The 25064-nt window shown below is 71.6% G+C and carries 24 protein-coding genes; 10 read left to right on the top strand and 14 right to left on the bottom strand.

Annotated features, from left to right (window positions below; genetic code table 11):
* Positions 1 to 14: 14 nt before the first annotated feature.
* On the bottom strand, positions 15 to 440 hold the full coding sequence (locus Q9R28_RS07965) for a DUF3151 domain-containing protein (protein WP_209676372.1): 426 nt from the start codon (positions 438 to 440) through the stop codon (positions 15 to 17).
* Between the two features lie 311 nt (positions 441 to 751).
* On the opposite strand from Q9R28_RS07965, the gene Q9R28_RS07960 reads away from it, so the two are divergent.
* Complete coding sequence (locus Q9R28_RS07960; RefSeq protein ID WP_311205838.1) at positions 752 to 2326, top strand: ABC-F family ATP-binding cassette domain-containing protein; 1575 nt, start codon at positions 752 to 754, stop codon at positions 2324 to 2326.
* Between the two features lie 26 nt (positions 2327 to 2352).
* Here Q9R28_RS07960 and Q9R28_RS07955 read toward each other — a convergent pair whose 3' ends face one another.
* The 3 genes from Q9R28_RS07955 to Q9R28_RS07945 all read right to left on the bottom strand — a co-directional run bounded on the left by Q9R28_RS07955 (position 2353) and on the right by Q9R28_RS07945 (position 4734).
* Complete coding sequence (locus Q9R28_RS07955; RefSeq protein ID WP_311205837.1) at positions 2353 to 3054, bottom strand: SDR family oxidoreductase; 702 nt, start codon at positions 3052 to 3054, stop codon at positions 2353 to 2355.
* Between the two features lie 93 nt (positions 3055 to 3147).
* Complete coding sequence (locus tag Q9R28_RS07950) at positions 3148 to 4209, bottom strand: YihY/virulence factor BrkB family protein (RefSeq protein WP_066651884.1); 1062 nt, start codon at positions 4207 to 4209, stop codon at positions 3148 to 3150.
* Positions 4210 to 4212: 3 nt separating this feature from the next.
* Positions 4213 to 4734: a hypothetical protein gene (locus tag Q9R28_RS07945; protein WP_209684174.1), complete on the bottom strand. Its 522-nt coding sequence runs from the start codon at positions 4732 to 4734 to the stop codon at positions 4213 to 4215.
* 63 nt (positions 4735 to 4797) lie between these two features.
* On the opposite strand from Q9R28_RS07945, the gene Q9R28_RS07940 reads away from it, so the two are divergent.
* On the top strand, positions 4798 to 5538 hold the full coding sequence (locus tag Q9R28_RS07940; protein ID WP_311205836.1) for an MBL fold metallo-hydrolase: 741 nt from the start codon (positions 4798 to 4800) through the stop codon (positions 5536 to 5538).
* A gap of 287 nt (positions 5539 to 5825) precedes the next feature.
* On the opposite strand, the gene Q9R28_RS07935 is transcribed toward Q9R28_RS07940, so the two are convergent.
* The 7 genes from Q9R28_RS07935 to Q9R28_RS07905 all read right to left on the bottom strand — a co-directional run bounded on the left by Q9R28_RS07935 (position 5826) and on the right by Q9R28_RS07905 (position 12384).
* The gene (locus Q9R28_RS07935; protein ID WP_311205835.1) at positions 5826 to 6869 is read right to left on the bottom strand and encodes a Gfo/Idh/MocA family oxidoreductase; all 1044 of its coding nucleotides are present in this window, start codon (positions 6867 to 6869) and stop codon (positions 5826 to 5828) included.
* Positions 6870 to 6983: 114 nt separating this feature from the next.
* On the bottom strand, positions 6984 to 7910 hold the full coding sequence (locus Q9R28_RS07930) for a prenyltransferase (RefSeq protein WP_144411207.1): 927 nt from the start codon (positions 7908 to 7910) through the stop codon (positions 6984 to 6986).
* Positions 7907 to 8392 (bottom strand): lycopene cyclase domain-containing protein, encoded by a 486-nt coding sequence (locus Q9R28_RS07925; protein WP_311205834.1) that lies wholly within the window; start codon positions 8390 to 8392, stop codon positions 7907 to 7909. The genes Q9R28_RS07930 and Q9R28_RS07925 overlap by 4 nt, the downstream gene beginning before the upstream one ends.
* Entirely contained in the window at positions 8389 to 8751 is a 363-nt protein-coding gene (locus tag Q9R28_RS07920) for a lycopene cyclase domain-containing protein (RefSeq protein ID WP_311205833.1), read from the bottom strand. Before Q9R28_RS07920 ends, Q9R28_RS07925 begins: the two co-directional genes overlap by 4 nt.
* Positions 8751 to 10415, bottom strand: coding sequence for a phytoene desaturase family protein (crtI, locus tag Q9R28_RS07915; RefSeq protein WP_311205832.1), 1665 nt, complete (start codon positions 10413 to 10415; stop codon positions 8751 to 8753). Before crtI ends, Q9R28_RS07920 begins: the two co-directional genes overlap by 1 nt.
* Positions 10412 to 11329 (bottom strand): phytoene/squalene synthase family protein, encoded by a 918-nt coding sequence (locus Q9R28_RS07910; RefSeq protein ID WP_209684186.1) that lies wholly within the window; start codon positions 11327 to 11329, stop codon positions 10412 to 10414. The genes crtI and Q9R28_RS07910 overlap by 4 nt, the downstream gene beginning before the upstream one ends.
* Positions 11326 to 12384 (bottom strand): polyprenyl synthetase family protein, encoded by a 1059-nt coding sequence (locus Q9R28_RS07905; RefSeq protein WP_311205831.1) that lies wholly within the window; start codon positions 12382 to 12384, stop codon positions 11326 to 11328. The genes Q9R28_RS07910 and Q9R28_RS07905 overlap by 4 nt, the downstream gene beginning before the upstream one ends.
* 21 nt (positions 12385 to 12405) lie before the next feature.
* Here Q9R28_RS07905 and idi point away from each other — a divergent pair, with 21 nt between their 5' ends.
* From idi to Q9R28_RS07875, 6 genes are all read left to right on the top strand, one after another.
* Positions 12406 to 12948: an isopentenyl-diphosphate Delta-isomerase gene (idi, locus tag Q9R28_RS07900; protein ID WP_066651866.1), complete on the top strand. Its 543-nt coding sequence runs from the start codon at positions 12406 to 12408 to the stop codon at positions 12946 to 12948.
* 257 nt (positions 12949 to 13205) lie between these two features.
* On the top strand, positions 13206 to 14291 hold the full coding sequence (locus tag Q9R28_RS07895; RefSeq protein ID WP_311205830.1) for a magnesium and cobalt transport protein CorA: 1086 nt from the start codon (positions 13206 to 13208) through the stop codon (positions 14289 to 14291).
* A gap of 104 nt (positions 14292 to 14395) precedes the next feature.
* On the top strand, positions 14396 to 15415 hold the full coding sequence (locus tag Q9R28_RS07890) for a LacI family DNA-binding transcriptional regulator (protein ID WP_066651865.1): 1020 nt from the start codon (positions 14396 to 14398) through the stop codon (positions 15413 to 15415).
* A gap of 407 nt (positions 15416 to 15822) precedes the next feature.
* Positions 15823 to 17346 (top strand): multiple monosaccharide ABC transporter ATP-binding protein, encoded by a 1524-nt coding sequence (gene mmsA / locus Q9R28_RS07885; RefSeq protein WP_311205846.1) that lies wholly within the window; start codon positions 15823 to 15825, stop codon positions 17344 to 17346.
* On the top strand, positions 17343 to 18635 hold the full coding sequence (gene mmsB / locus Q9R28_RS07880; protein ID WP_209684191.1) for a multiple monosaccharide ABC transporter permease: 1293 nt from the start codon (positions 17343 to 17345) through the stop codon (positions 18633 to 18635). Before mmsA ends, mmsB begins: the two co-directional genes overlap by 4 nt.
* Before the next feature lie 85 nt (positions 18636 to 18720).
* The gene (locus Q9R28_RS07875) at positions 18721 to 19836 is read left to right on the top strand and encodes a sugar-binding protein (RefSeq protein WP_066651861.1); all 1116 of its coding nucleotides are present in this window, start codon (positions 18721 to 18723) and stop codon (positions 19834 to 19836) included.
* A 262-nt stretch (positions 19837 to 20098) separates the two neighbouring features.
* Here the strand turns inward: Q9R28_RS07875 and Q9R28_RS07870 are convergent, their stop codons facing one another.
* The 3 genes from Q9R28_RS07870 to dcd form a co-directional block, all read right to left on the bottom strand.
* On the bottom strand, positions 20099 to 20500 hold the full coding sequence (locus Q9R28_RS07870) for a hypothetical protein (protein ID WP_311205829.1): 402 nt from the start codon (positions 20498 to 20500) through the stop codon (positions 20099 to 20101).
* Positions 20501 to 20520: 20 nt separating this feature from the next.
* Positions 20521 to 21030: an XRE family transcriptional regulator gene (locus tag Q9R28_RS07865; protein WP_066651859.1), complete on the bottom strand. Its 510-nt coding sequence runs from the start codon at positions 21028 to 21030 to the stop codon at positions 20521 to 20523.
* 97 nt (positions 21031 to 21127) lie between these two features.
* Positions 21128 to 21715, bottom strand: a complete 588-nt coding sequence (dcd, locus tag Q9R28_RS07860) for a dCTP deaminase (RefSeq protein ID WP_209684193.1) — start codon at positions 21713 to 21715, stop codon at positions 21128 to 21130.
* A gap of 102 nt (positions 21716 to 21817) precedes the next feature.
* On the opposite strand from dcd, the gene Q9R28_RS07855 reads away from it, so the two are divergent.
* Both Q9R28_RS07855 and Q9R28_RS07850 read left to right on the top strand, forming a co-directional pair.
* Entirely contained in the window at positions 21818 to 22933 is a 1116-nt protein-coding gene (locus Q9R28_RS07855; protein WP_311205828.1) for a GNAT family N-acetyltransferase, read from the top strand.
* 64 nt (positions 22934 to 22997) lie between these two features.
* Positions 22998 to 25043, top strand: coding sequence for a cytochrome c oxidase assembly protein (locus Q9R28_RS07850; protein ID WP_311205827.1), 2046 nt, complete (start codon positions 22998 to 23000; stop codon positions 25041 to 25043).
* The last annotated feature ends 21 nt before the right edge of the window (positions 25044 to 25064 follow it).

Genomic DNA, 25064 nt, shown 5'->3' with positions numbered 1-25064 from the left:
GCCACGGCGCCCCGCTACTCCCCGGCGGTGAGGGCGCGGAGCGCCTCCGGGTCCGACGCGTCGAGGAACTCCGTCAGGCGCTCGGGCTCGCCCGGCTCCTCGATCGCGGACGCCGCTCGGCGCAGGGCGAAGAGCGCCCGGAGCACGCCGCGGTTCGGCTCGTGCGACCACGGCACCGGCCCGGCACCGCGCCACCCCGCCTTCCGCAGGGCGTCGAGGCCGCGGTGGTACCCGACGCGGGCGTAGGCGTAGGACTCGAGGGTCGCGCCGCGCGCCCAGGCCTCGTCGGCGAGGAGCGCCCACGCCAGGCTCGAGGAAGGGTGCGACACGACGACGCTCGACACCGGGGCGTCGGCGGCGAGCGCGGCGGTCACCTCGGGCTCCTCCGGCAGCAGGGTCGCGGGGTTCGCGGTCGGGTTCGGCAGCAGGTTCTCCGGCATGCCCCCAGCCTGTCACCTCTTGCCGAGGAGCGGCGTCCGCCCTACGGTGGGTGACACCTCGTCGTCACGCGGGGCCGCCGGGGCGGGAGACCGACCGGCAGCACGGGTGGCGGACACGGGGGTCCCCGACGGAACGAGCAGCCTTGCAGTCGATCACCGGTACCGCGCAGTCCTCGCGCTGACACCGTGATCGTCGCGCCCCGTCGGGCGCCCTGGTCGTCGCGCCCCCTCGGGCGCTCCCGTGTGCCGACCCCTCCGGTCGCCGCGGGTCCGGTGTCGTGCGCCCAGCTCACGATCCGGGAGGCACCCCCATGCCCGCAGCACCGTCCGTCGTCCTGCACGACCTCACCTTCACCTGGCCCGACGGCACCGTCGCGCTCGACCACCTCACCGCCGCCTTCGGCCGCGGACGCACCGGCCTGGTCGGGAGGAACGGCGCCGGCAAGTCCACGCTGGTCCGGCTCGTCACGGGCCGGCTCCAGCCCACGTCCGGCTCGGTCAGCACGACCGGTGCGGTGGACCACCTGCCCCAGCGGCTGCACGCCCGCCCCGGGGACACCGTGGCGGACCTGCTCGGGATCCGCACGACGCTGACGGCGCTCCGAGCCGTCCTGGACGGCGACGCCTCGGCTGCACACCTCGACGCGGTCGGCGACGACTGGGACGTCGAGGAGCGTGCCGCCGCAGCGCTCGCGGACGTCCCCGGACTCGACGGCGACGACCTCGACCGACCCGTCACGACCCTCTCGGGCGGGCAGGCGGTCCTGGCGGCCGTGGCCGGCATCCGACTGCGGGGACGACCGATCGCACTGCTCGACGAGCCGACGAACAACCTCGACCGTCGGGCCCGCGCGGCCCTGCTCGACCTGGTCGACGGCTGGCGCGGCACCCTCGTCGTCGTCGGTCACGACCGGGAGCTGCTGGAGCACGTCGACGAGACCGTGGAGCTCCGCAGCGGCTCGGCGACGGTGTTCGGCGGGACGTTCAGCGCGTACGAGGAACACCTCGCCGTGCAGCAGGCCGCCGTCGCCCGCGAGGTCCGCGTCGCCGAGCAACGGCACCGCGCGGAGAAGCGGCAGCGCATCGAGGCCGAGACGACGATCGCGCGCCGGGCGAGGGCGGGCGAGAAGGCGGGCCGCTCGATGCCGAAGATCCTGGCGAACGAGCAGCGGAAGAAGGCGCAGGAGACCGCTGGTCGGCTCCGGACGGCGCACGGTTCGGCGGAGGCGCAGGCCCTGTCGGCGGTCCGGGAGGCCGAACTGCGCTTGCGCGACGACGAGCCCCTGCACGTGGCGCTCCCAGACCCGGACGTGCCGGCGTCACGGCGCATCGCGACGATCACCGTGCGCGGGCGGGACACCGTCGTGCAGGGCCCGGAACGCCTCGCCGTGACGGGCGACAACGGCGTCGGCAAGACGACGTTGCTCGACCAGCTCGTCGGGAGCCCCACCGCACGGGACCACCCGGTCCCGGACACCGCGGCCGTGCCGCACGTCGACCGGATCGGGTACCTCGCGCAGCGTCGGGACGGACTCGACGACGACGCCACGGTGCTCGAGAACGTCCGGCGGGACGCCCCGCACGTACCCGACGGGGAGCTCCGGAACCGACTCGCGCGTCTGCTCGTGCGCGGCGACACGGTGGACCGGCCCGTCCGCTCGCTGTCGGGCGGGGAGCGCTTCCGGGTGGCGCTGGCCGCGCTGGTGCTCGCAGACCCGCCGCCGCAGCTCCTGGTGCTCGACGAGCCGACGAACGACCTCGACCTGACGAGCGTCGACCAGCTCGTGGCGGCGCTCCGGGCGTACCGCGGCGCCCTCGTCGTGACCAGTCACGACGAGACCTTCCTCGAGCGGCTCGACCTGACGGGTCGGATCGCGTTGCGGTAGCCCTTCCGCGCCGACCCGGCCGGCGGCTACCGCTTCCGGGTCGGCCGGATCGCGACCGACTCGATCGTGCCGCGCTCCGGCAGGTCGACGACGGTCCGGACGGCCGCGGCGACGTCCTCGGGCGCCAGGTAGTAGGCGGTGTCGTAGTCCTCGCCGAGCTTCTCGGTCAGGGCGCGCTGCATGTCGGAGTCGGTGCGGCCCGGGTGCACGCTCGACACCCGCACGCCGTTCGCCCGCTCCTCCTCGCGCAGCGCGTCCGCGAAGGCCCGGAGCGCGAACTTCGACGCCGCGTACACACCGCCGCCGGGACCTGCGGTGAACCCAGAGCCGCTGTTGATCGTCACGACGATGCCCCGCGCGGCCCGGAGCGCGGGGAGCGCCAGCCGGGTCAGTTCGGCGACCGCGAAGACGTTGGTGGCGAACACCTGCTCCCACACGTCGCGCGAGGTGTCCGCGATGCGGGTGCCCTGCTCGACCCCGGCGCTGTGCACCAGGACGTCGAGCGACGCCGGCAGGTCCGGCACGTCGCCCGCGCCGAGGTCGCCGACGAACGGTGACGCACTCGGCAGCTCGGCCACGAGCGCGGCGACCGCGTCGGCGGAGCGGCCGCCCACCAGGACGTGGTGGGTGCGGCCGAGCCCCAGCGCGATCGCGCGGCCGATGCCGCGGGTCGCCCCGGTGACGAGTGCGGTCGGACGGTCAGCGGAGGCGGGAGCGGTGTCGGTCATGCGTCCCACCCTACGGAGCGGGCGTGGCGGACCGGCACCGCGCCTCCCGGCTGTGGAGGGCGGGGCCGGCCGCCGCCGCTGTGCAGGAGCCGGTCAGTCCTTCGAGCGCCCGGCGCTCTCGCGGATCCTGATGCCCTCGAGCACGTCCTTGGCGTGCTGCTCGTCCTGCTTCTCGATCTGGCGGGTGTCGCGCTCGGGGAGCTGGATGTCCTCCTCGGCCCGGATGCCGGCCTGCAGCTGGCGGCCGCGCTCGAGCTCGGCGTCGAACTCCGCACCGAAGAGCAGCGCGTTGTTCGTGATCCAGATCCAGAGCAGGAAGACGATGACGCCACCGAGGGAGCCGTACGTCGCGTTGTAGTTCGAGAAGTTGCCGACGTAGAAGCCGAAGCCGACGCTCGCGATGATCCAGATCGTGATGCCGACCAGCGCGCCGCCGCTCACCCACTTGAACTTGGACTGGCGGATGTTCGGCGCCCAGTAGTACAGCACCGCGACGACGACGATCATGATCGCGAGCAGGATCGGCCACTGCACGATCGAGACCACGAGCGCTGCGGCGTCGCCGAGGCCGATGACGTCGCCGAACGCCCGAGCCAGCGGTCCGGAGACGAGCACGAGGAGCCCCAGCACGAGCAGCACGACGGTGAACACCGTGACGCCGAGCATGGTCGGTCGGAGCTTCCAGATCGGCCGGCCCTCGCGGACGTTGTAGATGCGGTTCATCGCACGGCCGAAGGCACCGACGAAGCCCGACGCTGACCACAGGGCGCCGAGCACACCGACGATGAACGTGATCGGCGCCGCAGGCGAACGCACGAGGCCCTCGACCGGGTCGCGGAGGAGCTCGGCGACCTGCCCGCCACCGACGTTCGTGACGACGTCGAGCAGGGTGTCGATCGTGTCCCGCGGGTTCGAGACCAGGCCGAGGATCGACACGATCGCCAGCAGACCGGGGAAGAGCGCGAGCACCGTGTAGTAGGTCAGGCTCGCGGCCAGGTCGGTGCACTGGTCGCTGGTGAACTCGCGGAGCGTCTTCTTCAGCGTGTACGTGAACGACGGCTTCGTGAGGTCCGTCGGGCTGTCCGGCTTCCGGGGGTCGTCCGGGGCCGGCTTGTGCTGCATCTCCTGCTGGAGGGTCTTGTCCTTGTGCGCCATGGTCTAGCCCTTCGCCTTCGCGAGGGCCTTCGCCGCCGCCTTCGACCGCGCCGCAGCCTGCTTCCGGTTCTTCGTCGCGCGGCGCTGGACCGCGGCGATGCCGGCCCGCTGCTTCACGCGGTTCTTGTGCACCGGGTCGCGTTCGAGCGACTCCTCGGCCGCCTTGCGCCGGGCCTTCCGCCCCTTCCGTCCGCCGCGCGCCTGGTCGGCGTCGAGCTCACCGCGCGCGCCGAAGGGCAGGAGCGCGGTGAACGCGGTCGACGCCGCCGGACGGTCGAGGTGCCCGGCGTCGGTCCGCCCGATGCGGGTGCCGAGGACGATCGCCGCGATGCCGGTCGCCGCGGTGACGCCCATCGCGATGAGCGGCGTCGGGTCGCGGTGCCAGCGCTGCCGGGCCTTCGCGAGCGCCAGCCGGGTGCGCGCGGGCACGTCGGAGCGCCGCCGGATCTCGCTCACGCTGTCCGTCAGGCGTTCGCGGGTCCGCACGTTCGCGAGCTCCAGCTCGGGGATGCTGTCCTTGGCCATGCTTCGTGCCTACCAGGCGGTCCCCGGCATGGCACCGAGCGACCGCGGTCTACGGTGCAGCCCATGCTCTTCCGGGACGTCGCCGAGGGGATCCACCGCCTCGAGATCGCACACACCAACACGTACCTCGTCGAGACGGGCGACCGCCTGCTCGTCGTCGATGCGGGGCTGCCCGCCGCGTGGCCGCACCTGCTGCTCGCCGTCCACGACCTCGGGTACACGCCCGCTCGGGTCGAGGCGCTGCTGCTCACGCACGGGCACTTCGACCACGTCGGCACCGCCGCCAGGATGCACCGCGAGTGGGGAACGCCCGTCTTCGTGCACCCGGGCGACCGCGACCTGGCGGCTCACCCGTACTCGTACCGGCCGCAGACCAACCGCTTCGGCTTCGTCGCGGTGCACCCCGGCGGACTCGCACCGCTCGGTCGGATGCTGCTCGCCGGTGCGGCGACGGTGGACGGGATCGCCGAGACCCAGCCGCTGGAGTCCCGCGCCGACGTCCCCGGCAACCCGTGGATCATCGAGACGCCCGGGCACACGGACGGGCACGTCGCGCTGCACTTCGCCGACCGCGACGCGCTGATCGTGGGCGACGCCCTGGTCACCTTCGACCCCTACACCGGTGGGATCGGGCCGCGGGTGGTCGCGCCGGCCGCGACGGCGGACGTCGACGAGGCCGTCGCGTCGCTCGGTCGGCTCGAGGACACCGAGGCCCGGCACGTGCTGCCCGGGCACGGCCCCGCGTTCTCGCGGGGCGTGCGCGCCGCGGTCGCGCAGGCCAGGAGGGCAGCCGGCGCCGCGTAGCGCCGGGCCCGAGACCCGGGCCTGGCGACGGCCCTCGCACGCACGCGCACGAGGACCGTCGCGCAGCGCGAGTCCCGCGGCAGTGGTGCCGGGTGGACGTCGGACGGGAGGCGCGTGGCGGCCGCGCCCCGCGCCTCCCGTCCGTCGTGACGCGCGTCCCCGCGCGCCCGTTCCTTCCCAGAACGGGTTCGATGGCTGGTGAGAACGGGCGTACCTGGTCGAACGGATCGACCAGGTATGCCCGGATCCACCAGGTACGCCCGGAAGCACCCGAGCTCGCGAGCGCCCTACTCGGGCAGGACCACGTCCTCGGGGCGGCCGGAGGCTGCCGAGCGACCAGCGGCCTCCATCAGCGCCAGGCTCCGCAGGTTGTCCCGGCCGCTCGTCTCGGGAGCCGGGCCGCCCTCGACGGACCGGGCGAAGGCCTGCAGCCCGCCCTGCCGGTCGGTGTGCTCGAGCGTCGGGAGGTCGACGGCCTCGGCCTCGGCGTCCTGGTCGGCCCGCAGCGTCACGCGGTCCCCGGCGATCTCGCTCGGCGATCCGTCGCGGCTCGTGAACCAGATCTCGCCGTCCTCGCCCTGGATGCTCCACTCCCCCGCCCACGCGGTCCGCGGAGCACGCGAGAGCCAGCTGCCGCGGTAGCTCACGACGAGACCGTCCTCGAGCTCGATGATCATCGACGTGACGGCCTCGTCCTGGTACTTGCTGTGGCTCGGGTACGACGCGCGGGCGTACACGCGGACGGCCTCGAGCCCGGTGATCATCCGGAGCAGGTCGAAGTGGTGGATCGCCATGTCGTTGATCATCGGGTGCGGGAACCGGTAGTGCGGGTAGGTCTCGACGGGCTGGTCGTTGTCCCACTGCCGGAAGTCGATGCTGATCGCGGACAGCTCGCCGAGCTCCTTCGCCGCGAGCAGCTCCTTGACTGCCCGGGGCGCCGGGTACCAGCGGTAGTTCTGGCTGACCTGCAGCACGAGCCCGAGCTCCTCGGCCCGACGGACCGCCGTGAGCGCCTCGTCGGTGGAGTTCGCGAACGGCTTCTCGACCAGGACGTGCTTGCCGGCCTCGAGGGCCTCGAGCGCGAGCGGCACGTGCGTGACGGCCGGCGCGGTGATGACGACGGCGTCGGCCTCGATCCCGGCGAGCGCCTCGGTGAGCGAGGCGAAGGCGGCGGATGTCGGCAGGTCGAGGTCCTCGCGCACGGCGTCCAGCGTCGCGGGGACCGGGTCGACGAGCCCGACCACCTCCACTTCGGTGACCTGCGGGATGGCGGTGCGGGCCCAGTTGCCGCCCCACCCTCCGAGACCGACGTGGATGATGCGGACCGTCATGCGTGCACTCCTTCGTGACCGGCGCGCCACGACTCCCGCGGCGCGTGCGTCCAGTCTGTCAGGCCGACGACGAGTGTCGTGCAGCCGCACCCACCGCCCGTGCAGCAGCCTGCGTCAGTGCGTCCAGGCGTAGCCGATGAGTGCCATCGTGACGATGAAGCCCGCCAGGTAGTTGATCCAGAGGAACCGCTTCCACCCCGCGTTCGCCGCCTCGGCCCCGGCGTCGGTGATGTTCCACCACGGCAGCACGTTGAGCGCGTACGGCACGACGACGATCGCCGCGATCGGCCCCGGGAAGTCCGAGAACAGCAGCGCGACGCCGGCCACGAGGTACGCCACGAACGCCAGCCGGACCGTCGCCCGGGCGCCGATCACCGTCGCGACGGAGCCGATGCCGCCGGCCCGGTCGGCCAGCACGTCCTGCACGGCGCCGAACGCGTGCGAGGCCACACCCCACAGGAAGAACGCGACGCAGACCGCGACGAGTGCCCCGGTCCAGTGCGGCCCGGCGAGCGCCAGCCCGTAGACCGCCGGTGAGACGAAGTGCGTCGACGACGTCAGCGAGTCGAGGAACGGCTTCTCCTTGAAGCGCAGTCCCGGAGCCGAGTACGCGATCACCGCGAAGACGCTGATCGCGAGCACGAGCCACGACCACGGCCCGTTGCCGCTCAGCGCGCCGAGCACCACGAGTGCGACGAGGAACGGGACGTTCGTGACGACGACCGCCCACAGCGTGGTGCGGTGGACGCTCTTGTCCAGCAGCGCCCCCTCGACCCCGCCCTTCCGGGGGTTCCGCAGGTCGGACTCGTAGTCGAAGACGTCGTTGATGCCGTACATCGCCAGGTTGTACGGCACGAGGAAGTACACGACCCCGACGAGGAACGCGACGAGCGAGAAGCCGCCGCCACCGTCGACGCCGACCCCGCTGCCGAGCAGGTACGCGGCGCCGAAGGGGTAGGCGGTGTTCACCCAGCTGATCGGTCGCGACGACACGAACAGGGCGCGCGCGGTCGACGGTCTGGAGGCACTGCTCACGGTCACGGGGTCTCCTCCGGTCGACGGGGTGGCTGGGTCGGCGTTCCGACCGTACCGGTCCCGCGTCCCGCCCCGCGGACGGTGGGGTGCGCGGACGATCGGGCCCGCGGCCGCTCGAGCAGGACCCAGCAGCTCGGCAGCAGCAGGGCGGCACCGAGCGAGTACGCGAGGTCCTCGACCGGGAACAGCCCGACCCGTGCCCCGGAGACCAGCGCGTCGTCGTACGCGACGATGCCGAGCCCCACGATCACGTTGTTGAAGACGCCGGTCATCAGGAGCAGGACGACGCCGGCCGCCACGGCGCTGACGACACCGCCCACACCGACCCACCGGCGCCCGGCCCGCCCACGACCGGCCTGCCCGCGACCGGCCTGTCCGCGACCGGCTCCGCGGCGACGGGCCGACACGACTCCGGCCGCCACGGCGACGAGGGCCGCGAAGGCCAGGAACGGCACCGCGAGCAGGGCGTACGTCGCCGTGCCGGTCACGAGCGTCGCTCCTCGTCGGGCCCGACCCGGGACCCGGCACCGTCGAGCCGCCGGGCCACGACCGGACGCAGGGCACCGAACAGGTCCATCGTCGTCCAGCAGAGCAGCACGAGGAAGAAGACCTCCTCGAGCGGGACCTCGGGCGCGAGCAGCACCCCGGTCAGCAGGTCGCCCTGCCCGATGAAGAAGATGCCGAGGTGCACGCCCGCGACGTCCCACACGAGGAAGAACACGAGCCCGATCACCATCACCGCCGCGGCACGCAGGGGGCTGCGCCAGAAGAACAGCCGGTACCGGGCGTCGAGCACCGCGATGCCGGCGATCGACACCACGAGTCCGGCGAGGTACGCCCCCGGCATCAGCCCGCGGTCCGGGCGGACCCGGCCGTCGACGACCCGGCGGGCCCCGACGACGGTGCCGGCAGTGGCGTCGGCAGCGGTTCGGTCGACGTGTCGCCGTGGATGCGCTTGAGCAGCACCTCGGCGCTGATCAGGCACATCGGCAGGCCGATGCCCGGGGTGGTCGAGGCGCCCGCGTAGTAGAGGCCGTCCACCTTGCGGGAGACGTTCGCCTCGCGGAAGAACGCGCTCTGCGCCAGCGTGTGCGCCGGCCCGAGCATCGAGCCGCTCCACGCGTTGTAGTCGTCGGCGAAGTCCTGCGGGCCGATCGTGCGGCGCACGCGGATGCGGTCGCGCAGGTCGGGCACGCCGGAGCGCTCCGCGATGACGTCGATCGCGCGGTCGGCGATGCGCTCGACCTCGGCGTCGCCGGCACCGTCGATGCCGCCCTTCCCGATGGACAGGTCGGCGGGCAGCGGCACCAGGACGAACAGGTTGCTCGAGCCCTCGGGCGCGACGGTGTCGTCGGTGAGCGAGGGCGCGCAGACGTAGATCGACGCCGGGTCCGGCACGTGTCGGTCCTTGCCGAAGATCGCGCCGAAGTTGGCCTCCCAGTCGGCGGTGAAGACCAGCGTGTGGTGCAGCAGCCCGGGCACGGGACCGTCGACGCCGAGGTAGACGAGGACGGCGCTCGGCCCCGGGTCGCGCTTCCGCCAGTGCGGCTCCGGGTACGTCCGGTGCTCCGCGTCGAGCAGGTGCAGCTCGGTGTGGTGCAGGTCGGCGGCGCTCACCACGAGGTCGGCGGGCACGGTGTGCTCCGCACCGGAGGCATCGCGGTGCACGACGCCCGTCACGTGCCCGTCCTCGACGACGATCCGCTCGACGGTCGCACCCGTGGTGATCTCGGCACCCTCGCGACGGGCGACGCGCTCGACCGCGGCGATGACCTCGGTGATGCCGCCCTTCGGGTAGAGCACCCCGTCGGCCAGGTCGAGGTGGCTCATGAGGTGGTACATGCTCGGCGCGGCGTACGGGCTGGTGCCGAGGAACACCGCCGGGTACCCGAGGACCTGCCAGAGCCGGCGGTCCCGCACGGCCTTCGCGGCGAACGACGACAGCGGCTGCAGCAGGAGCCGGGCGAGCTTCGGCAGACGACGGAGGACGTCCGGGGCGGCGAGCTTCGGCAGGTCCTGGAAGGTCGTGTAGAGGAAGCGACGGACGGCCATCGCGTAGGTGTCCTCGGCGGAGTCGAGGTACTTCCGCAGCCGCGCACCGGCACCGGGCTCGATCGACTCGAAGAGCGCGATGTTCGCCTCGCGGTCCGCGCGCAGGTCGATCGGTTCGTCGTCGCCCTCGCTGTAGACGCGGTAGCCCGGGTCGAGCTGCACGAGGTCCATCTCGGCGTCGGCGGTGGTGCCGAGCAGCCGGAAGAAGTGGTCGAACACCTCGGGCATGAGGTACCAGGACGGCCCGGTGTCGAACCGGAAGCCGTCCCGCTCCCACGACCCGGCGCGGCCGCCGAGCTGGTCGCGCTGCTCGAGCACGGTGACGGCGTAGCCGTCGCGGGCGAGCAGTGCGGCAGACGCGAGTCCGCTGATGCCGCCGCCGACGATCACGGCACGTCGGGCCGGCACCGCGCGCCGCGACGCGGGGGTGGACGGACGGGAGGCACGGGACGGGGTCATGCACGGCCTCCAGACCGGTGGTGGGCTGCGCGGGACGACAGCGGGGCGCGTCCGGCGAGCACGCGCGCGGCGAGCTGCGCCTTCACCGGGTTCGGCACGCGCACGCGCGTCGTCACCAGGCGGTCCGCCGGGCACGCGGCGATCCGGTCGTTGAGCTCCTGGAACAGCGCGTGCGCGAGGCCGACGGCCTTGCGCGCGTCGACGGGGAGCAGCGGCACCGTCAGCGCGGCACGGTCGAGGTCGGCCTGCACGTCGGCGACCAGGCGGTCCTTGGTGGCCTCGTCGAACGTGCGGACGTCGACCCCCGGGAAGTACGAGCGGCCGAGCACCTCGAAGTCGGCGTGCAGGTCGCGGAGGAAGTTCACCTTCTGGAAGGCCGCCCCGAGCGCGCGGGCACCGTCGACGAGCACGGCGTCGTCGAAGGTCGGCCGACCGGCCCGGTACACGAACGCACGGAGGCACATCAGCCCGACGACCTCGGCGGAGCCGTACACGTACCGGTCGAACGACTCCTGGTCGTGCTCGGTCCGCTCGAGGTCCATGCGCATCGACGCGAAGAACGGCTTCGTGAGCTCCGGCCCGAAGCCCGTCGTGCGGGCGGTGCGGGCGAAGGCGTGCACGACCGGGTTCACCGAGAAGCCCAGTGCCATCGCACGCTCGGTGTCGGCCTCGAGCTCGTCGAGCACGGTGCGCGCCAGGTCGTGGTCGAGTCCGGCCTCGGTCGCGGGACCGTCGACGACCTCGTCGGCCACGCGGACCAGGGCGTACACGTTGCGGATGTGCTCGCGGGTGTCCCTGGTGAGGAGCCGGCTCGCCAGGCCGAACGAGGTCGAGTAGCGCTCGATGACGACCCCGGAGGCAGCCTCGGCCGTCGCGTCGTACAGGGGCAGACGCGGTGGTGCGGTCTGGGTCACCGCACGCGCTCCAGCAGTTCGGACACCAGGTGCTCCAGTCGTTCGGCGAGCTCGTAGGGCAGGGCCGCGAGCTCGGCTCGGGCGAGGGCGGCGTGCTCGGCGATCCGGGACTCGGCCGCCGCCTTCGCGCCGCAGGTCTCCAGGGTCGCACGGAGCTCGGCCGCGCGTTCCTCGCCGAGGTCGGGGTCACCGAGGTAGGGCGCGATGTCGTCCCAGCAGTCGGTGGTCGCGGCGTAGGCGATGAGCATGGTGCGCTTGCCCTCGCGCAGGTCGCCGAGCACGGACTTGCCGGTCACGGTCTCGTCGCCGTAGACCCCGAGCAGGTCGTCGACGATCTGGTAGGCGATGCCGATCTCGCGACCGAAGGCACCGAGGGCGGCCACGACGGACTCGTCCGCGCCGGCGAGCACGGCACCGGACTGCAGCGGCGCCTCGAACGAGTAGACGCTCGTCTTCGCCCGCTCCATGGCCAGGACCTCGTCGACGGAGGGCATGACGCCCAGCGCGAGGTCGACGTCGGTCATCTCGCCCGCAGCACTCGCGAAGACCGCGTCGTCGAGGATCTCGAGCAGCCGCGCACGACGGTCGTCGACGACACCGGACGCCTCGACGAAGCGTGCGGCGGCGACGAGGGCGAGGTCCCCCGCGATGACGGCGGCGCTCACCCCCCGGTGTTCGGCGGTGGACAGCGCGAGGCCACCGGTGGTGCCGGTGTCACGGAAGGACCCGGCGACGTTCGGCTCCCCGCGGCGCGACCAGTCGCGGTCGATGACGTCGTCGTGCACGACGAGCGCGGTGTGCAGCAGCTCGTACGCGGCGGCGACGTTCGCGGCGGCGTGGGCGTCCGTGCCGCCGAGCCCGGCGTACGCGGTGAGGACCATGCGGGGGCGGAAGCGCTTGCCGCCCATGCTCGCTCGACGGAGCACCCGCCAGAGTTCCTCGGACGGTCTGCCGAACCGACGCGCACGGGCCGACGACACCGCGAAGAAGCGTTCGATGCAGTCGTCGACCAGTGCGAGGTCGATCTGCGCCACGGTGGCCGCTTCCTCGCTCATTGGCCTAACCTATCGGGGCAGATGAACACTTTCCCGGAATCCGTCGTCCTGCTCGCCGAAGACCGCACTCCCATCGGCACCGCCGAGAAGTTCGCGGTGCACACCGAGGACACCCCGCTCCACCTCGCCTTCTCGTGCCACGTGCGGAACGCCGAGGGCAAGGTCCTCGTGACCCGTCGCGCCCTGTCGAAGAAGACCTGGCCGGGGGTGTGGACGAACACGTTCTGCGGGCACCCCGGACCGGACGAGGCGTTCGAGGACGCCGTCGCCCGCCGCGCCTCGCGCGAACTCGGCATCACCGTGCGCGACGTCGAGCTCGTGCTGCCCGACTTCCGGTACCGCGCGGTCGACGCCTCGGGCATCGTCGAGAACGAGGTCTGCCCGGTGTTCCGCGCCGTGACCGACGACGTCCCGGCCCCCGCGGACGACGAGGTCGCCGAGTACGCCTGGCTCTCCGAGGACGAACTGCGGGCATCGGTCGCCGCGGCACCGTTCGCCTGGAGCCCCTGGCTCGGGTGGCAGCTCACGGAGCTCGAGCAGCAGGGACTGCGCGTCACCCGCTGAGCGATCGCTCACTCGACGCACGTCCACCCTCCGGGTAACGTGGCCCGCTGGTCGCGCCCTGGCGACCGCGGACGACGAGAAGGGCAGGTGAGGCGCGATGTCGGGTGACCATCCTCGATCGGGCCGGACAACCGCCCCGGTCGTCACCGTGCCCGTTCGCTGACGCACGCTCCGCACCGGCTCGACCGGTGCCCGTGCTCGCCCTGCTCCGTCGCGGAGCATCGCGCCTGCCTGCTCCCGAGCACGAGGAGCACGACATGGCACGCATCGACGACGCCGTCTACGTCGCAGGACGTCGCATCGGCGGTCCCGCGACCCTGTCCCGGGCCACGGAGACCGACCCGGTCACCACCACGGCGACGGCCGCGGACGGCACGCTCGCCTGGATCGGCCTGCTGCGCCCCGACGACGCCGAGCTCGAGGCCGTCGCCGCCGAGTTCGACCTGCACGAGAACGCCGTCGAGGACGCCCGCAAGGGACACCAGCGCGCCAAGCTCGAGCGGTACGGCGACACGCTCTTCCTGGTGCTCCGACCCGCCTGGTACCGCGCCGACACGAACGAGGTCGAGTTCGGCGAGGTGCACCTCTTCGTCGGTCGGCGGTTCGTGGTGACCGTGCGGCACGCCGAGGAGCCCGACCTCGCCGCCGTCCGCTGCCGGGTCGAGGCCGACCCGGCGTTCCTCGCCACGGGGTCCGAAGCCGTCACCGCCGCCGTGCTCGACGAGATCGTCGACGGCTACGCACCGGTCGTCGAGGTCATCCAGGACCAGGTCGACGCCATCGAGGACCAGCTGTTCGCGGGCCAGGTCGACCCCGGCGTCTCGAAGCGCATCTACCAGCTGCTCAGCGAGGTGCTCGGGTTCCAGCGCGCCACGGCCCCGGTGCCGGCGATGGTGCGCGGGCTGCTCCGGGGCGCCGACAAGTACGGCGTCGACGACGAGGTGCAGCACCGCCTGCGCAACGTGCTCGACCACGCCCTCCGCGTGACGGAGCGGGTGGACTCGTTCCGGGCGCTGCTCGAGAACGCCCTCACGCTGCACTCGACCCTCGTGACGCAGGAGCAGAACGAGGCGATGCGGCGGATGACGAGCGCCTCCCTGGCGCAGGGCGAGGAGAGCCGGCAGCTCGCCCGGGCCGCGCACCGCCAGGGCGAGGAGGTCAAGAAGATCTCGTCCTGGGCGGCCATCCTCTTCGCCCCGGGGCTCATCGCCGGCGTCTACGGCATGAACTTCGACCACATGCCGGAGCTGCACTGGCGGTACGGCTACCCGGTCGCGATCGTGGCGATGCTCGCCCTGGCGGGGATCCTGTGGCTGGTCTTCCGGAAGCGCAACTGGCTCTGACGCGGGTACGGCTGGCGTGCAGCGCGGGGACGTGCATAATGATCTGGCTCGGAATGTGAACGTGCACATCGAGGTGCCACGGCCCCGAGCAGGAGAGAGCAACGATGGCGTCACCGCGGACACAGCAACCGCGCTCGCCCAGCATCCGTGACGTCGCGCGGGTCGCCGGCGTCTCGCACCAGACGGTTTCGCGCGTGCTCAACAACTCGGACGCCATCCGCGCCGAGACCAAGGACCGCGTGCTCGCCGCGATGGAGCAGCTGCAGTACCGGCCGAACCGCGCCGCGCGCGCCCTGGTCACCAGTCGGACGCACACCATCGGCGTGCTCACCGCGCAGCGCTCCCACTACGGACCGGCCGCGACGATGCAGGCGATCGAGGACGCCGCCGTCACGCGCGGCTACTCGGTGACGACCGCGAACATCGCGGCGGCCACTGACGAGGCGGTCCGGGACGGCCTCGGGCACCTGCTCGACCAGGACGTCGAGGGGATCATCGTCATCGCGCCGCAGCAGCGCGTGTTCGACCTCATCGAGGAGCTCGGGATGCGGACGCCCTACGTGGCGCTCCGCACGAGCGGCGGGGACGAGCGCTCGACGCTCTTCATCGACCAGATGGAGGGCGCCCGGCTGGCGACCGCGCACCTGCTCGACCTCGGCCACGAGTACGTCCGGCACATCGCCGGGCCGCAGGACTGGATCGAGGCCGAGGCCCGCATGCAGGGGTTCCTGCGCGAGATGTCCGACCGGGACATGCCCGTCGTGCCGCCGATCCTGGGCGACTGGACCGCGGACTTCGGCTACCACGCGGGCCGCGAGCTCCTGCGGTACCGGGACTGCACGGCGATCTTCTGCTCGAACGACGCGATGGCGCTCGGGGTCATGCACGCGGCGCGGTCGTACGGGCTCGACGTCCCGGGTGACCTGTCCGTGGTCGGCTACGACGACATCCCCGAGGCGAAGCACCTCTGGCCGCCGCTGACCACGGTGGAGGTCGACTTCCCCGAGCTCGGTCGGCGCTGCGTCGAACTGCTCCTGCCGTCCGAGGGGCACACGCTCCGTCCGGTCGACCTCGTGCCGCAGCTCGTGGTGCGCGGATCGACGGGCGCACCCCGGCGCCGCTGACGCGAGCATGCGTCGGCCTGGAGGCCCGTGGCGACCCCGCCCCGCGCCTCCCGTCCGCCCTGCGCGACGCCCGACCACCCCACCTCGGGGGGCGTCAGGACGCGGATTCCGCCGGATCACGCGGGCCGTTACGAAAACGCGACCGAACCGAATTGACAGCCGCGACGGGGCTGTGCGTAAATTACCTCCGTTCCGCCGATGTGAACGGTCACATGACCGTCACACCGAGCAGGACACCGGACGCGACAACGAGGTCCACGCAGGCACTCCTGCGCCCCCGATGCCGCACCTCACCACCCGAAGGACTGCCGCACCGCAGCGGCAGAAGGAGATGCACCGTGGCGTCAACCCCACAGGGACCGGACCTGGCCACCAGGTCCGTCACCAGCGCCGAGACCATCCTCGAGATGCGGTCGATCACCAAGGAGTTCCCTGGTGTCAAGGCGCTCTCGGACGTGTCGCTCAGCGTCCGCGCCGGCGAGATCCACGCGATCTGCGGCGAGAACGGCGCCGGCAAGTCCACCCTCATGAAGGTGCTGTCGGGCGTCTACCCGTACGGCACCTACAGCGGCGAGATCGTCTACGAGGGCGACGAGGTCCGCTTCAAGGACATCAAGCAGTCCGAGCAGGCCGGCATCGTCATCATCCACCAGGAGCTCGCGCTCATCCCCGAGCTGTCGATCACCGAGAACCTGTTCCTCGGCAACGAGCCCGGCCGCTTCGGTGTCATCGACTGGACCAGCGCCCAGCTCCGCGCCCAGGACCTGCTCGCCCGCGTCGGCCTCGACGAGGACCCGGACACGCAGATCAAGAACCTCGGTGTCGGCAAGCAGCAGCTCGTCGAGATCGCGAAGGCCCTGCACAAGGACGTCAAGCTCCTCATCCTCGACGAGCCGACCGCGGCCCTGAACGAGAACGACTCGCAGCACCTGCTCGACCTCATCGTCGGGCTGAAGTCCAAGGGCATCGCGAGCATCATCATCAGCCACAAGCTCAACGAGATCGAGCAGATCGCCGACGAGATCACGATCATCCGTGACGGCAAGGCGATCGAGACGCTCAACGTGAAGGGCGACGGCGTCAACGAGGACCGCATCATCCGCGGGATGGTCGGCCGCTCGCTCGAGAGCCGGTTCCCGGACCGCACGCCGAAGATCGGCGAGGTCTTCTTCGAGGTCAGGAACTGGACCGTCCAGCACCCGCAGGACGCCTCGCGCCTGGTCGCGAAGGGCTCGAACTTCCACGTCCGCCGCGGCGAGATCGTCGGCTTCGCGGGCCTCATGGGCGCCGGCCGCACCGAGCTCGCGATGAGCATCTTCGGCCGCTCGTACGGCAACTTCATCGACGGCCAGATCATCAAGGACGGCCGCGAGATCAAGATCGCGAACGTCCAGCAGGCGATCCAGAACGGCCTCGGCTACGTCTCCGAGGACCGCAAGGCCCTCGGTCTGAACCTGCTCGACACGGTGAAGCGCTCCACGGTCGCCGCCGACCTGCCGAAGATCTCGAAGGCCGGTGTCGTCGACTCCCTCGAGGAGTACGACGTCGCCGAGCGCTACCGCAAGATGCTCCGCACCAAGGTGCCGACCGTCGAGGAGAACGTCGGCAAGCTGTCCGGCGGGAACCAGCAGAAGGTCGTCCTGTCCAAGTGGATGTTCACCGACCCGGACCTGCTGATCCTCGACGAGCCCACCCGCGGCATCGACGTCGGCGCGAAGTTCGAGATCTACGGCATCATCCAGCAGCTCGCGGCACAGGGGAAGGGCATCATCCTCATCTCCTCCGAGCTCCCCGAACTCCTCGGCCTCTCCGACCGGATCTACACGATCTTCGAGGGCCAGATCACCGCCGACGTCCCCGCGGACCAGGCCGACCCCGAGACCCTCATGCGCAGCATGACCTCCGCGCGGAAGGGCGCACTGATCTCATGAAGAACCTGAAACTGCTGTTCGGCAAGGGCAACAGCATCGGCCAGTACGGCATGATCATCGCGCTCATCGCGATCCTGATCCTGTTCTCGATCCTGACGAACGGGCTCATCCTCGAGCCGACGAACATCATCAACGTGTTCCTGCAGTACTCCTACATCCTCATCCTGGCGCTGGGGATGGTCATGGTGATCATCGCGGGACACATCGACCTGTCGGTCGGGTCCGTCGCGGCGTTCACCGGCATCATCGTCGCCCAGTCGATGGCGCAGTGGAACTTCCCGGCGTGGGCCGCGATCATCCTCGGCCTCGCCGTGGGTGCAGCCGTCGGTGCCTGGCAGGGCTTCTGGGTGGCGTTCGTGAAGGTCCCGGCCTTCATCGTGACCCTGGCCGGCCAGCTCATCTTCCGCGGTGCGAACCAGATCATCGGCAACTCGACGTCGCAGCCGGTGCCGGACGACTACGCGAAGATCGGTTCGGGCTTCCTGCCCGACTTCGGCCCGGACTTCGGGTTCTCGAACGGCACGCTCATCCTCGGCATCGTCACCTGCCTCGTGCTCGTCTTCCTCGAGTTCCGTGGTCGTCAGCGTCGCAAGAAGATGCAGGCCGAGCTCGTCCCGCTCTGGGTCTCGATCGTCCGCACGGGCATCCTGGTCGCCGTCACCCTCGTCGCGACGTACCTGTTCGCCGCCGGCCCCGCCGGCACGTCGATCCCGATCGTCGCGATCATCCTCGGTGTCCTGACCATCGTCTACGGCTTCCTGACCAAGAACACGATCTTCGGCCGCCAGGTCTACGCGGTCGGTGGCAACGCGAACGCCGCCGTCCTGTCCGGCGTCAGCGCCCGCAAGGTCAACTTCTTCGTCATGATGAACATGTCCGTCCTGGCCGCCGTCGCCGGCATGGTCTTCGTCGGCTACTCGGGTGCCTCGGGCCCCGCGGACGGCACCGGCTGGGAGCTCGACGCGATCGCCGCCGTGTTCGTCGGTGGCGCAGCGGTCGCCGGTGGCATCGGCACGATCTCCGGATCGATCATCGGTGGTCTCGTCATGGCCCTGCTGTCCAACGGTCTGTCGCTGGTGGGCCTCGAGTCCAACCGCGTCCAGATCATCCGCGGTCTCGTCCTGCTCGTCGCCGTCGCCTTCGACGTCTACTCGAAGTCGCAGGGTCGTCCGTCCCTGATCGGCGGGATGTTGAAGCAGTTCCAACGCAAGGACACCGAACAGAACACGGTGGCCGCGCAGCAGCCGCGGACCATCGAGGACCAGCCCGAGAAGGTCAACGTCCAGTAACACGTGGCGGGCGGCCGCTCCGGTGGCCGCCCGCACGATCCCCGCACCACACAGCACCACTCCTCAACGAAGAGAAAGCAATCTCATGCGCAAGAAGCTCATCGCCGGCATCGGCCTGGCACTCGTCGCGGGTCTGGCCCTCAGCGGCTGCTCGGCCCGCGGCAACTCGGACGCCGGCTCGGACTCGTCGGGCGGCGCCTCGAACGTCCAGATCAAGAAGGGCGACCTGATCGGCGTCGCGCTCCCCGCCAAGACCTCGCAGAACTGGGTCCTCGCGGGTGCCGCGTTCGAGAAGTCGATCGAGGACGCCGGCTTCAAGGCCGACATCCAGTACGCCAACGCCGGCAACCCGGTCCCGGACCAGCAGGGCCAGATCCAGTCGATGGTCACCAAGGGCGCGAAGGCGATCATCATCGGTGCCGCCGACGGTTCGCAGCTCGGCACGCAGGTCGCCGCCGCCAAGAAGTCCGGCGCCGTCGTCATCGCCTGGGACCGCAACATCCTGAACACCGACGACGTCGACTACTACGTCGCGTTCAACAACTTCAAGGTCGGCCAGCTGCAGGGCCAGGCCCTGCTCGACGGCATGAAGGCCAAGAAGTCGAGCGGCCCGTACAACATCGAGCTCTTCTCCGGCTCGCCCGACGACGCCAACGCGAAGGTCTTCTTCAACGGCGCCATGGACGTGCTCCAGCCGAAGATCGACGACGGCACCCTCAAGGTCGTCTCGGGTCAGACCTCGTTCTCGAAGACGAACACCCAGGGCTGGCTCGCGCAGAACGCCCAGTCGCGCATGACCGACATCCTGACGAAGTCGTACACGAACACCGAGCTCGACGGCGTCCTGTCGCCGAACGACACCCTAGCCCGCGCCATCCTGACCGCCACCAAGGCTGCTGGTAAGCCGAACCCGGTCGTCACCGGTCAGGACTCCGAGACCGCCTCGATCCCGCTGATCATGCAGGGCGAGCAGTACTCGACCATCTACAAGAACACCACCGAAGAGGCGCAGGCCGCGATCGACCTGGTCTCCGACCTGGCCGACGGCAAGACCCCGAAGACCACCGAGGACAAGAACAACGACAACGGCAAGAAGGTCGTGCCGGCCGTCGAGCTGACCCCGGTCCTGGTCACCAAGGAGAACGCGGTCGAGGCCTACAAGGGCAACGACACCCTCGAGGAGCTCGCCAAGAAGGGCTGATCCCCTCCACGGCAGCACCACAGCACCACAGCACGAGGAAGGCCCCGTCTCGCTCCGGCGAGACGGGGCCTTCCCGCGTCCCGGGGCACCGGCGTCGAGACGCCGGCGTCGCCGCCAGGCGCCGCCACGCCCGCGAGACGCCTCCGGTTCCGGGGGCGTCTCGGTGGCCGCGGTGCGTCTCGCGCAGACGCCCCCGTCTCGCGGGACGGACGGAGCGCCGGACGGGAGGCACGGGGCGCGGCCGCCACGGGCCTCCCGTCCGTCAGCCGGCTGGGTCGGAGGGCTCGCCGGCCGGGTCGGAGGGCTCGCCGACCGGGTGCGCCGGATCGCCCGGACCGACAGGTGTCGGTGTCGCACCCGTCGCGCGCAACCGCTCGGCCGCCTCCCGCAGCCGTGGCACGTCGACGCGTGCCGTCCACAGCAGCACCGACGAGGTCACCCCCCGGCGTCGGCCGGTCAACCGGTCCCCCACGCCGGCGAGACGCGCCCACGGGATCTCGGGCTCGGTCGCCGTGAGGACACCGGGCAGGGCCGCGACCACCGTGCCGATCTCGACCAACCGCATCCGGACCGCGTCGAGCACGACGTCCGACGGAGTGGCGTCCGCGACGTAGCGCTCGATCGCCTCGCACGCGCGCACGACCGCGTCGAGCCGTTCGTCCACCTCCGGTCCCGTGGCACCCGTCACAGCGGGACCGCTGCACGGTGCAGGTCCGACCCGGCGCACAGGGCGTCGAGCACCTCGACGTCGACACCGAGCAGCCGCTCCGCCTCGTCCTGGATCCGCATGAGGGTGAAGATGCCGGCACCGGGCTCGAGGTCCACGAGCAGCCCGACGGACTCGGCTCGCCGCCGGGAGCCGGTGGTGCACAGGACGCGGGGTGCGGCACCGCCGTTGCGCTCCACCGCCGCGACCAGAGCGTCGCGCGCGGCCGCGATGCGATCGACCAGGGGAGGCGGCGCGTCCACCGGGAGCAGGTCGACCGATGCCTCGAACCCCGCAGCACGGACGAGCCGCTGCAGTGCCGCGAGCGACGGTTCCCGCCGACCGTTCTCGTACGTGCTGATCACACTCTGCGTGACCCCGGCGCGAGCGGCGAGCTGCACCTGGGTCAGTCCGGCGCGCAGTCGGGCGTCGCGGATGATCTCGGACGCCACCACCGGCTGCGGCGCACGGGTCGGTGCTTCGGCCATGCAGCAACGATACACAGAGTGCGACATTTCGCCGTGCAGTAGTACATCACCGGTCCCGCGGCGGCCTCCGGGCGGGCGTGATCGGCCCCGTCCGCGGTCAGTCCCGCTGCGAGACGTCCGCGCGGTGGAAGTTCAGCGCCGAGCGCGACGGGGTCGGACCACGCTGGCCCTGGTAGCGCGACTGGTACTCGGCAGAGCCGTACGGCTTCTCCGCCGGGCTCGAGAGCTGGAAGAAGCAGAGCTGCCCGATCTTCATGCCCGGCCAGAGCTTGATCGGCAGCGTCGCGACGTTCGACAGCTCGAGCGTGACGTGGCCCGAGAAGCCCGGGTCGATGAAGCCCGCCGTCGAGTGCGTCAGGAGGCCGAGGCGACCGAGCGAGCTCTTGCCCTCGAGGCGTGCGGCGATGTCGTCCGGCAGCGTCACGACCTCGAACGTCGAACCGAGGACGAACTCCCCCGGGTGCAGCACGAACGCCTCGTCCGGGTCGGTCTCGACGAGACGGGTGAGCTCGGGCTGGTCCTCTGCGGGGTCGATGTGCGGGTACTTGTGGTTGTCGAACAGCCGGAAGTACTTGTCGAGGCGGACGTCGATGCTCGACGGCTGCACGAGCGAGGAGTCGTACGGGTCGAGGCCGATCCGCCCCTCGGCGAGCTGGGCGGTGATGTCGCGGTCGGAGAGCAGCACGCAGCAACCCTAGCGGCAGGGTCCGGCCACCGGTATGCTGCGAGGCTGCCCTGCCGGGCGGCGGACGACGGCCGTCCGACCGGCCGACCACAGGGGGCAACGATGGCCGACCACACCGACACGGTCGACGGGCAGCTCGTCGTCGAGGAACTCGTCGTGCCGGCGACGATGGACGACGATCCGGAGCTGGTGCGGGCGTTCTCGGACTGGCTCGCGGTGTCCGATGCCGCCGAGGTCGCGGTGCACGGGCTGCCCGAGCTGGCGTGGACGCCCGCCGAGGCACTGCCGATGTGCCGCGAGCCCGACGCACCGAGCCGCCTGTTCGTGGTGCGCGACGGTGACGGCGAGGTCGTGGCATCGGGGGCGTACGACTCGAAGACGGAGCCGGGCACGACGAACTGCTGGCTGTCGGTGGGTGTCCGCCCCGACCGACAGCGCCGCGGCATCGGCACGCTGCTCGCCGACCACCTCGAGGGCGTCGCCCGCGCCGAGGGACGCACCCAGTGGAAGACCCACGCGGTCTCGCGGCAGGTCGGTCCCGGTGACGGGCCCGGGTACCGCCAGGCGCCGACGGGCTCCGGCGCCGTCCCCGAGGACGAGGCCGGCGTGCGCTTCCTGACCGGACGCGGCTGGCGGTTCGGACAGGTGAACCGCGTCAGCCGACTCACACTGCCCGCCGATGCCTCCGTCGTCCGGGCACTGCACGACCGCGCGACGACGGCGGCCGGTCCCGCCTACAGGGTGCACACGTGGACCGGAGCCACCCCCGAGCGGTGGCTCGACGACCTCGCGCTGCTGCACACCCGGATGAGCACCGACGCCCCCGAGGGCGACATGCCGGAGCCCGAGGACGTCTGGACGGCCGACCGCGTCCGGGAGACCGAGGAGCAGTTCGCCGTCGGACCGCACACGATGTTGACGGTCGCGGTGGAGCACATCGCGAGCACCACCCTGGCCGGTTTCAGCCAGATCAAGATCCCGGCGGATCCCGCTCGGGCCGTGATGCAGTGGGACACGCTCGTGCTCCGCGAGCACCGCGGGCACCGACTCGGACGGCTCCTCAAGGTGGTCGGGATCGAGACCGTCGAGCGGGACTTCCCGGGCCGGCCGTCGATCGTCACCTCCAACGCCGAGGAGAACCGGCCGATGCTCGACGTCAACGAGGCGGTCGGGTTCGTCGGGGTCGGCAGCGAGGGCATCTGGGAGCACCGCGCCTGACGGCCGATCGGGCGTCCGGAGTCGGGAGCGGGGTGTCAGGCGGGCGACCTACCATTGGACGGTCATGACCGTCACGTCAGCCGCCACGCAGCCCGGGGACACGGCACCCGACCCCGCCCCCACCACAGCGCGATCCACCACCGTCGCGACGGTCCTGGTCATCGCGATCCCCCTCGCCGTGGCGTGCGCCGTGCTCGGCATGACCGTGACCGGCGCCTTCACCGCGTCGCAGCAGCTCGTCTCCGCCGGTGACCTGGTCGAGTACGGCCTGCCGGTCGCCCGCGTGGTGCACGACACGACCGCCGCCCTGGCCATCGGCTTGCTCATCGTCGCCGCGTTCGCGCTGCCCGCGAAGAAGGCCGACCACGGCGCGATGTCGAGCGTGCAGCACCGTGCCGCGCGGTGGGGTGCCGCTGCCGGTGCCGTGTGGTTCCTGGCGGCCGTCGTCGGCGTCGTGCTGACCGGCGCCAACACCCTGGGCGTCCCGCTCACCAGCCCGGTCTTCGCCCGCAACTTCCTGCTCTTCGCGTTCCAGGTCGAGATCGGCCAGTCACTCGTCGTCTCCGCCGCGGCGATCCTCGTCGCGACGCTCGTCGCCGCGTTCGCCACCCGGGTCACCACGCTCGCGGTCGCCACCGTCGCCGCGCTCTTCGCGCTGCTGCCCCTCGCACTCTCCGGGCACGCCGCGGGCGCCCTCGAGCACGCGAACGCGGTGAACTCGCTCGCCGTGCACCTGGTCGCCGTGTGCGTCTGGGCCGGCGGGCTCGTCGCCGTGCTGCTGCTCCGCACCCGGACGAAGGGTGCCACCGGCCGGGTCGTCGCCCGCTACTCGACGCTCGCGGGCTGGGCCTTCGCCGCGGTGGCCTTCTCGGGCATCGTCAACGCCTCGCTCCGCCTGACCGGCCCCGCCGACCTCGTCACGACGACGTACGGCTGGCTCATCACGGTCAAGGCCGTCACCCTCGTGCTGCTCGGGCTCGCCGGGGTCGCCCAGCGCCGGAAGCTCGTGCCGGGTCTGCTCCGTGCACCGCTCGACCGGAAGCTCTTCGTGCGGTTCGCCCTGGCCGAGGTCGTCTTCATGGCCGTCGCGATCGGCGTCTCGGTCGCCGTGTCCCGCTCGCAGCCGCCGATCCCGCAGACGCCGGAGACCGGGCAGGACACCCGCTCCGGCCTGCTCGGGTACACGTACCCGCCGGCGCAGACCGTGCAGACCTACCTGACGCGCTGGCACATCGACTGGGTGTACCTGGCGATCGCCGTCGTCGGTGCCGGCTGGTACCTCCTGTCGGTGCGGAAGCTCAAGCAGCGCGGCGACTCGTGGCCGGTCGGCCGGACCATCGCGTGGTTGCTCGGCTGCGCGCTGTTCATCTGGACCACCTCGGCCGGGCCGGCGGTCTACGGCATGGTGCACTTCTCGTCGCACATGCTCCAGCACATGCTGCTCATGATGTTCGTGCCGCTGCCGCTCGTGCTCGGCGGGCCGGTGCTCCTGGCGCTGCGGACCCTGCCGGTGCGGAACGACGGGTCGCGCGGCGCTCGCGAGTGGCTCATGCTCTTCACGCACTCGCGGTGGATGCAGTTCCTCGCGCAGCCCGCCGTCGCCGGTGTCATCTTCGCCGGGTCGCTCGTGGTGTTCTACTTCACCCCCGCGTTCCAGTACGCGATGCAGTCGCACGAGTGGCACGTCGTGATGGTCGTGCACTTCGTCTTCAGCGGGTACCTGTTCTTCTGGGTCTTCGTCGGCGTCGACCCGGGTCCGAAGCGCCCGCAGTACCCGATCCTCATCATCGCGCTGCTGGCGACCCTGGCCTTCCACGCCTTCTTCGGCGTCGCCGTGATGACCTCGCAGTCCGTGTTCGCGGCCGACTGGTTCCACGCCCTCGGCCAGACCGACGACCGGGCACTGCTCGCCGACCAGCACACGGGCGGTGGCATCGCCTGGGGCGCGTCCGAGCTGCCGATGGTGTTCGTCGCGCTGCTCGTGGTGCGCAACTGGGTGCGGACGGACAAGCGGGACGCCAAGCGCCTCGACCGCAAGGCCGAGCGCGACGGCGACGCGGACCTCAAGGCGTACAACGAGCGGCTCGCCGCCATGAGCAAGCGCGACTGACGCCGATCCCCCCGGCACCGG

It is taken from the genome of Curtobacterium sp. BRD11, from assembly GCF_031844345.1.
Lineage (GTDB): Bacteria > Actinomycetota > Actinomycetes > Actinomycetales > Microbacteriaceae > Curtobacterium.
The sequence above is the reverse complement of the archived record's forward strand: the minus strand, read 5'-3'. Positions and strand labels throughout refer to the sequence as shown.

Coding starts and splice junctions, on each gene's coding strand:
- Q9R28_RS07965 (WP_209676372.1), bottom strand. CDS start 440: ATGCCGGAGAACCTGCTGCCGAACCCGACCGCGAACCCCGCGACCCTG.
- Q9R28_RS07950 (WP_066651884.1), bottom strand. CDS start 4,209: ATGGCGCACAAGGACAAGACCCTCCAGCAGGAGATGCAGCACAAGCCG.
- Q9R28_RS07895 (WP_311205830.1), top strand. CDS start 13,206: ATGGCACGCATCGACGACGCCGTCTACGTCGCAGGACGTCGCATCGGC.
- Q9R28_RS07920 (WP_311205833.1), bottom strand. CDS start 8,751: ATGCCGGGGGCGTACCTCGCCGGACTCGTGGTGTCGATCGCCGGCATC.
- Q9R28_RS07865 (WP_066651859.1), bottom strand. CDS start 21,030: ATGGCCGAAGCACCGACCCGTGCGCCGCAGCCGGTGGTGGCGTCCGAG.
- Q9R28_RS07945 (WP_209684174.1), bottom strand. CDS start 4,734: ATGGCCAAGGACAGCATCCCCGAGCTGGAGCTCGCGAACGTGCGGACC.
- Q9R28_RS07960 (WP_311205838.1), top strand. CDS start 752: ATGCCCGCAGCACCGTCCGTCGTCCTGCACGACCTCACCTTCACCTGG.
- Q9R28_RS07905 (WP_311205831.1), bottom strand. CDS start 12,384: ATGAGCGAGGAAGCGGCCACCGTGGCGCAGATCGACCTCGCACTGGTC.
- mmsB (WP_209684191.1), top strand. CDS start 17,343: ATGAAGAACCTGAAACTGCTGTTCGGCAAGGGCAACAGCATCGGCCAG.
- mmsA (WP_311205846.1), top strand. CDS start 15,823: ATGCGGTCGATCACCAAGGAGTTCCCTGGTGTCAAGGCGCTCTCGGAC.
- Q9R28_RS07890 (WP_066651865.1), top strand. CDS start 14,396: ATGGCGTCACCGCGGACACAGCAACCGCGCTCGCCCAGCATCCGTGAC.
- Q9R28_RS07955 (WP_311205837.1), bottom strand. CDS start 3,054: ATGACCGACACCGCTCCCGCCTCCGCTGACCGTCCGACCGCACTCGTC.
- Q9R28_RS07940 (WP_311205836.1), top strand. CDS start 4,798: ATGCTCTTCCGGGACGTCGCCGAGGGGATCCACCGCCTCGAGATCGCA.
- Q9R28_RS07855 (WP_311205828.1), top strand. CDS start 21,818: ATGGCCGACCACACCGACACGGTCGACGGGCAGCTCGTCGTCGAGGAA.
- idi (WP_066651866.1), top strand. CDS start 12,406: ATGAACACTTTCCCGGAATCCGTCGTCCTGCTCGCCGAAGACCGCACT.
- Q9R28_RS07935 (WP_311205835.1), bottom strand. CDS start 6,869: ATGACGGTCCGCATCATCCACGTCGGTCTCGGAGGGTGGGGCGGCAAC.
- Q9R28_RS07850 (WP_311205827.1), top strand. CDS start 22,998: ATGACCGTCACGTCAGCCGCCACGCAGCCCGGGGACACGGCACCCGAC.
- crtI (WP_311205832.1), bottom strand. CDS start 10,415: ATGACCCCGTCCCGTGCCTCCCGTCCGTCCACCCCCGCGTCGCGGCGC.
- Q9R28_RS07875 (WP_066651861.1), top strand. CDS start 18,721: ATGCGCAAGAAGCTCATCGCCGGCATCGGCCTGGCACTCGTCGCGGGT.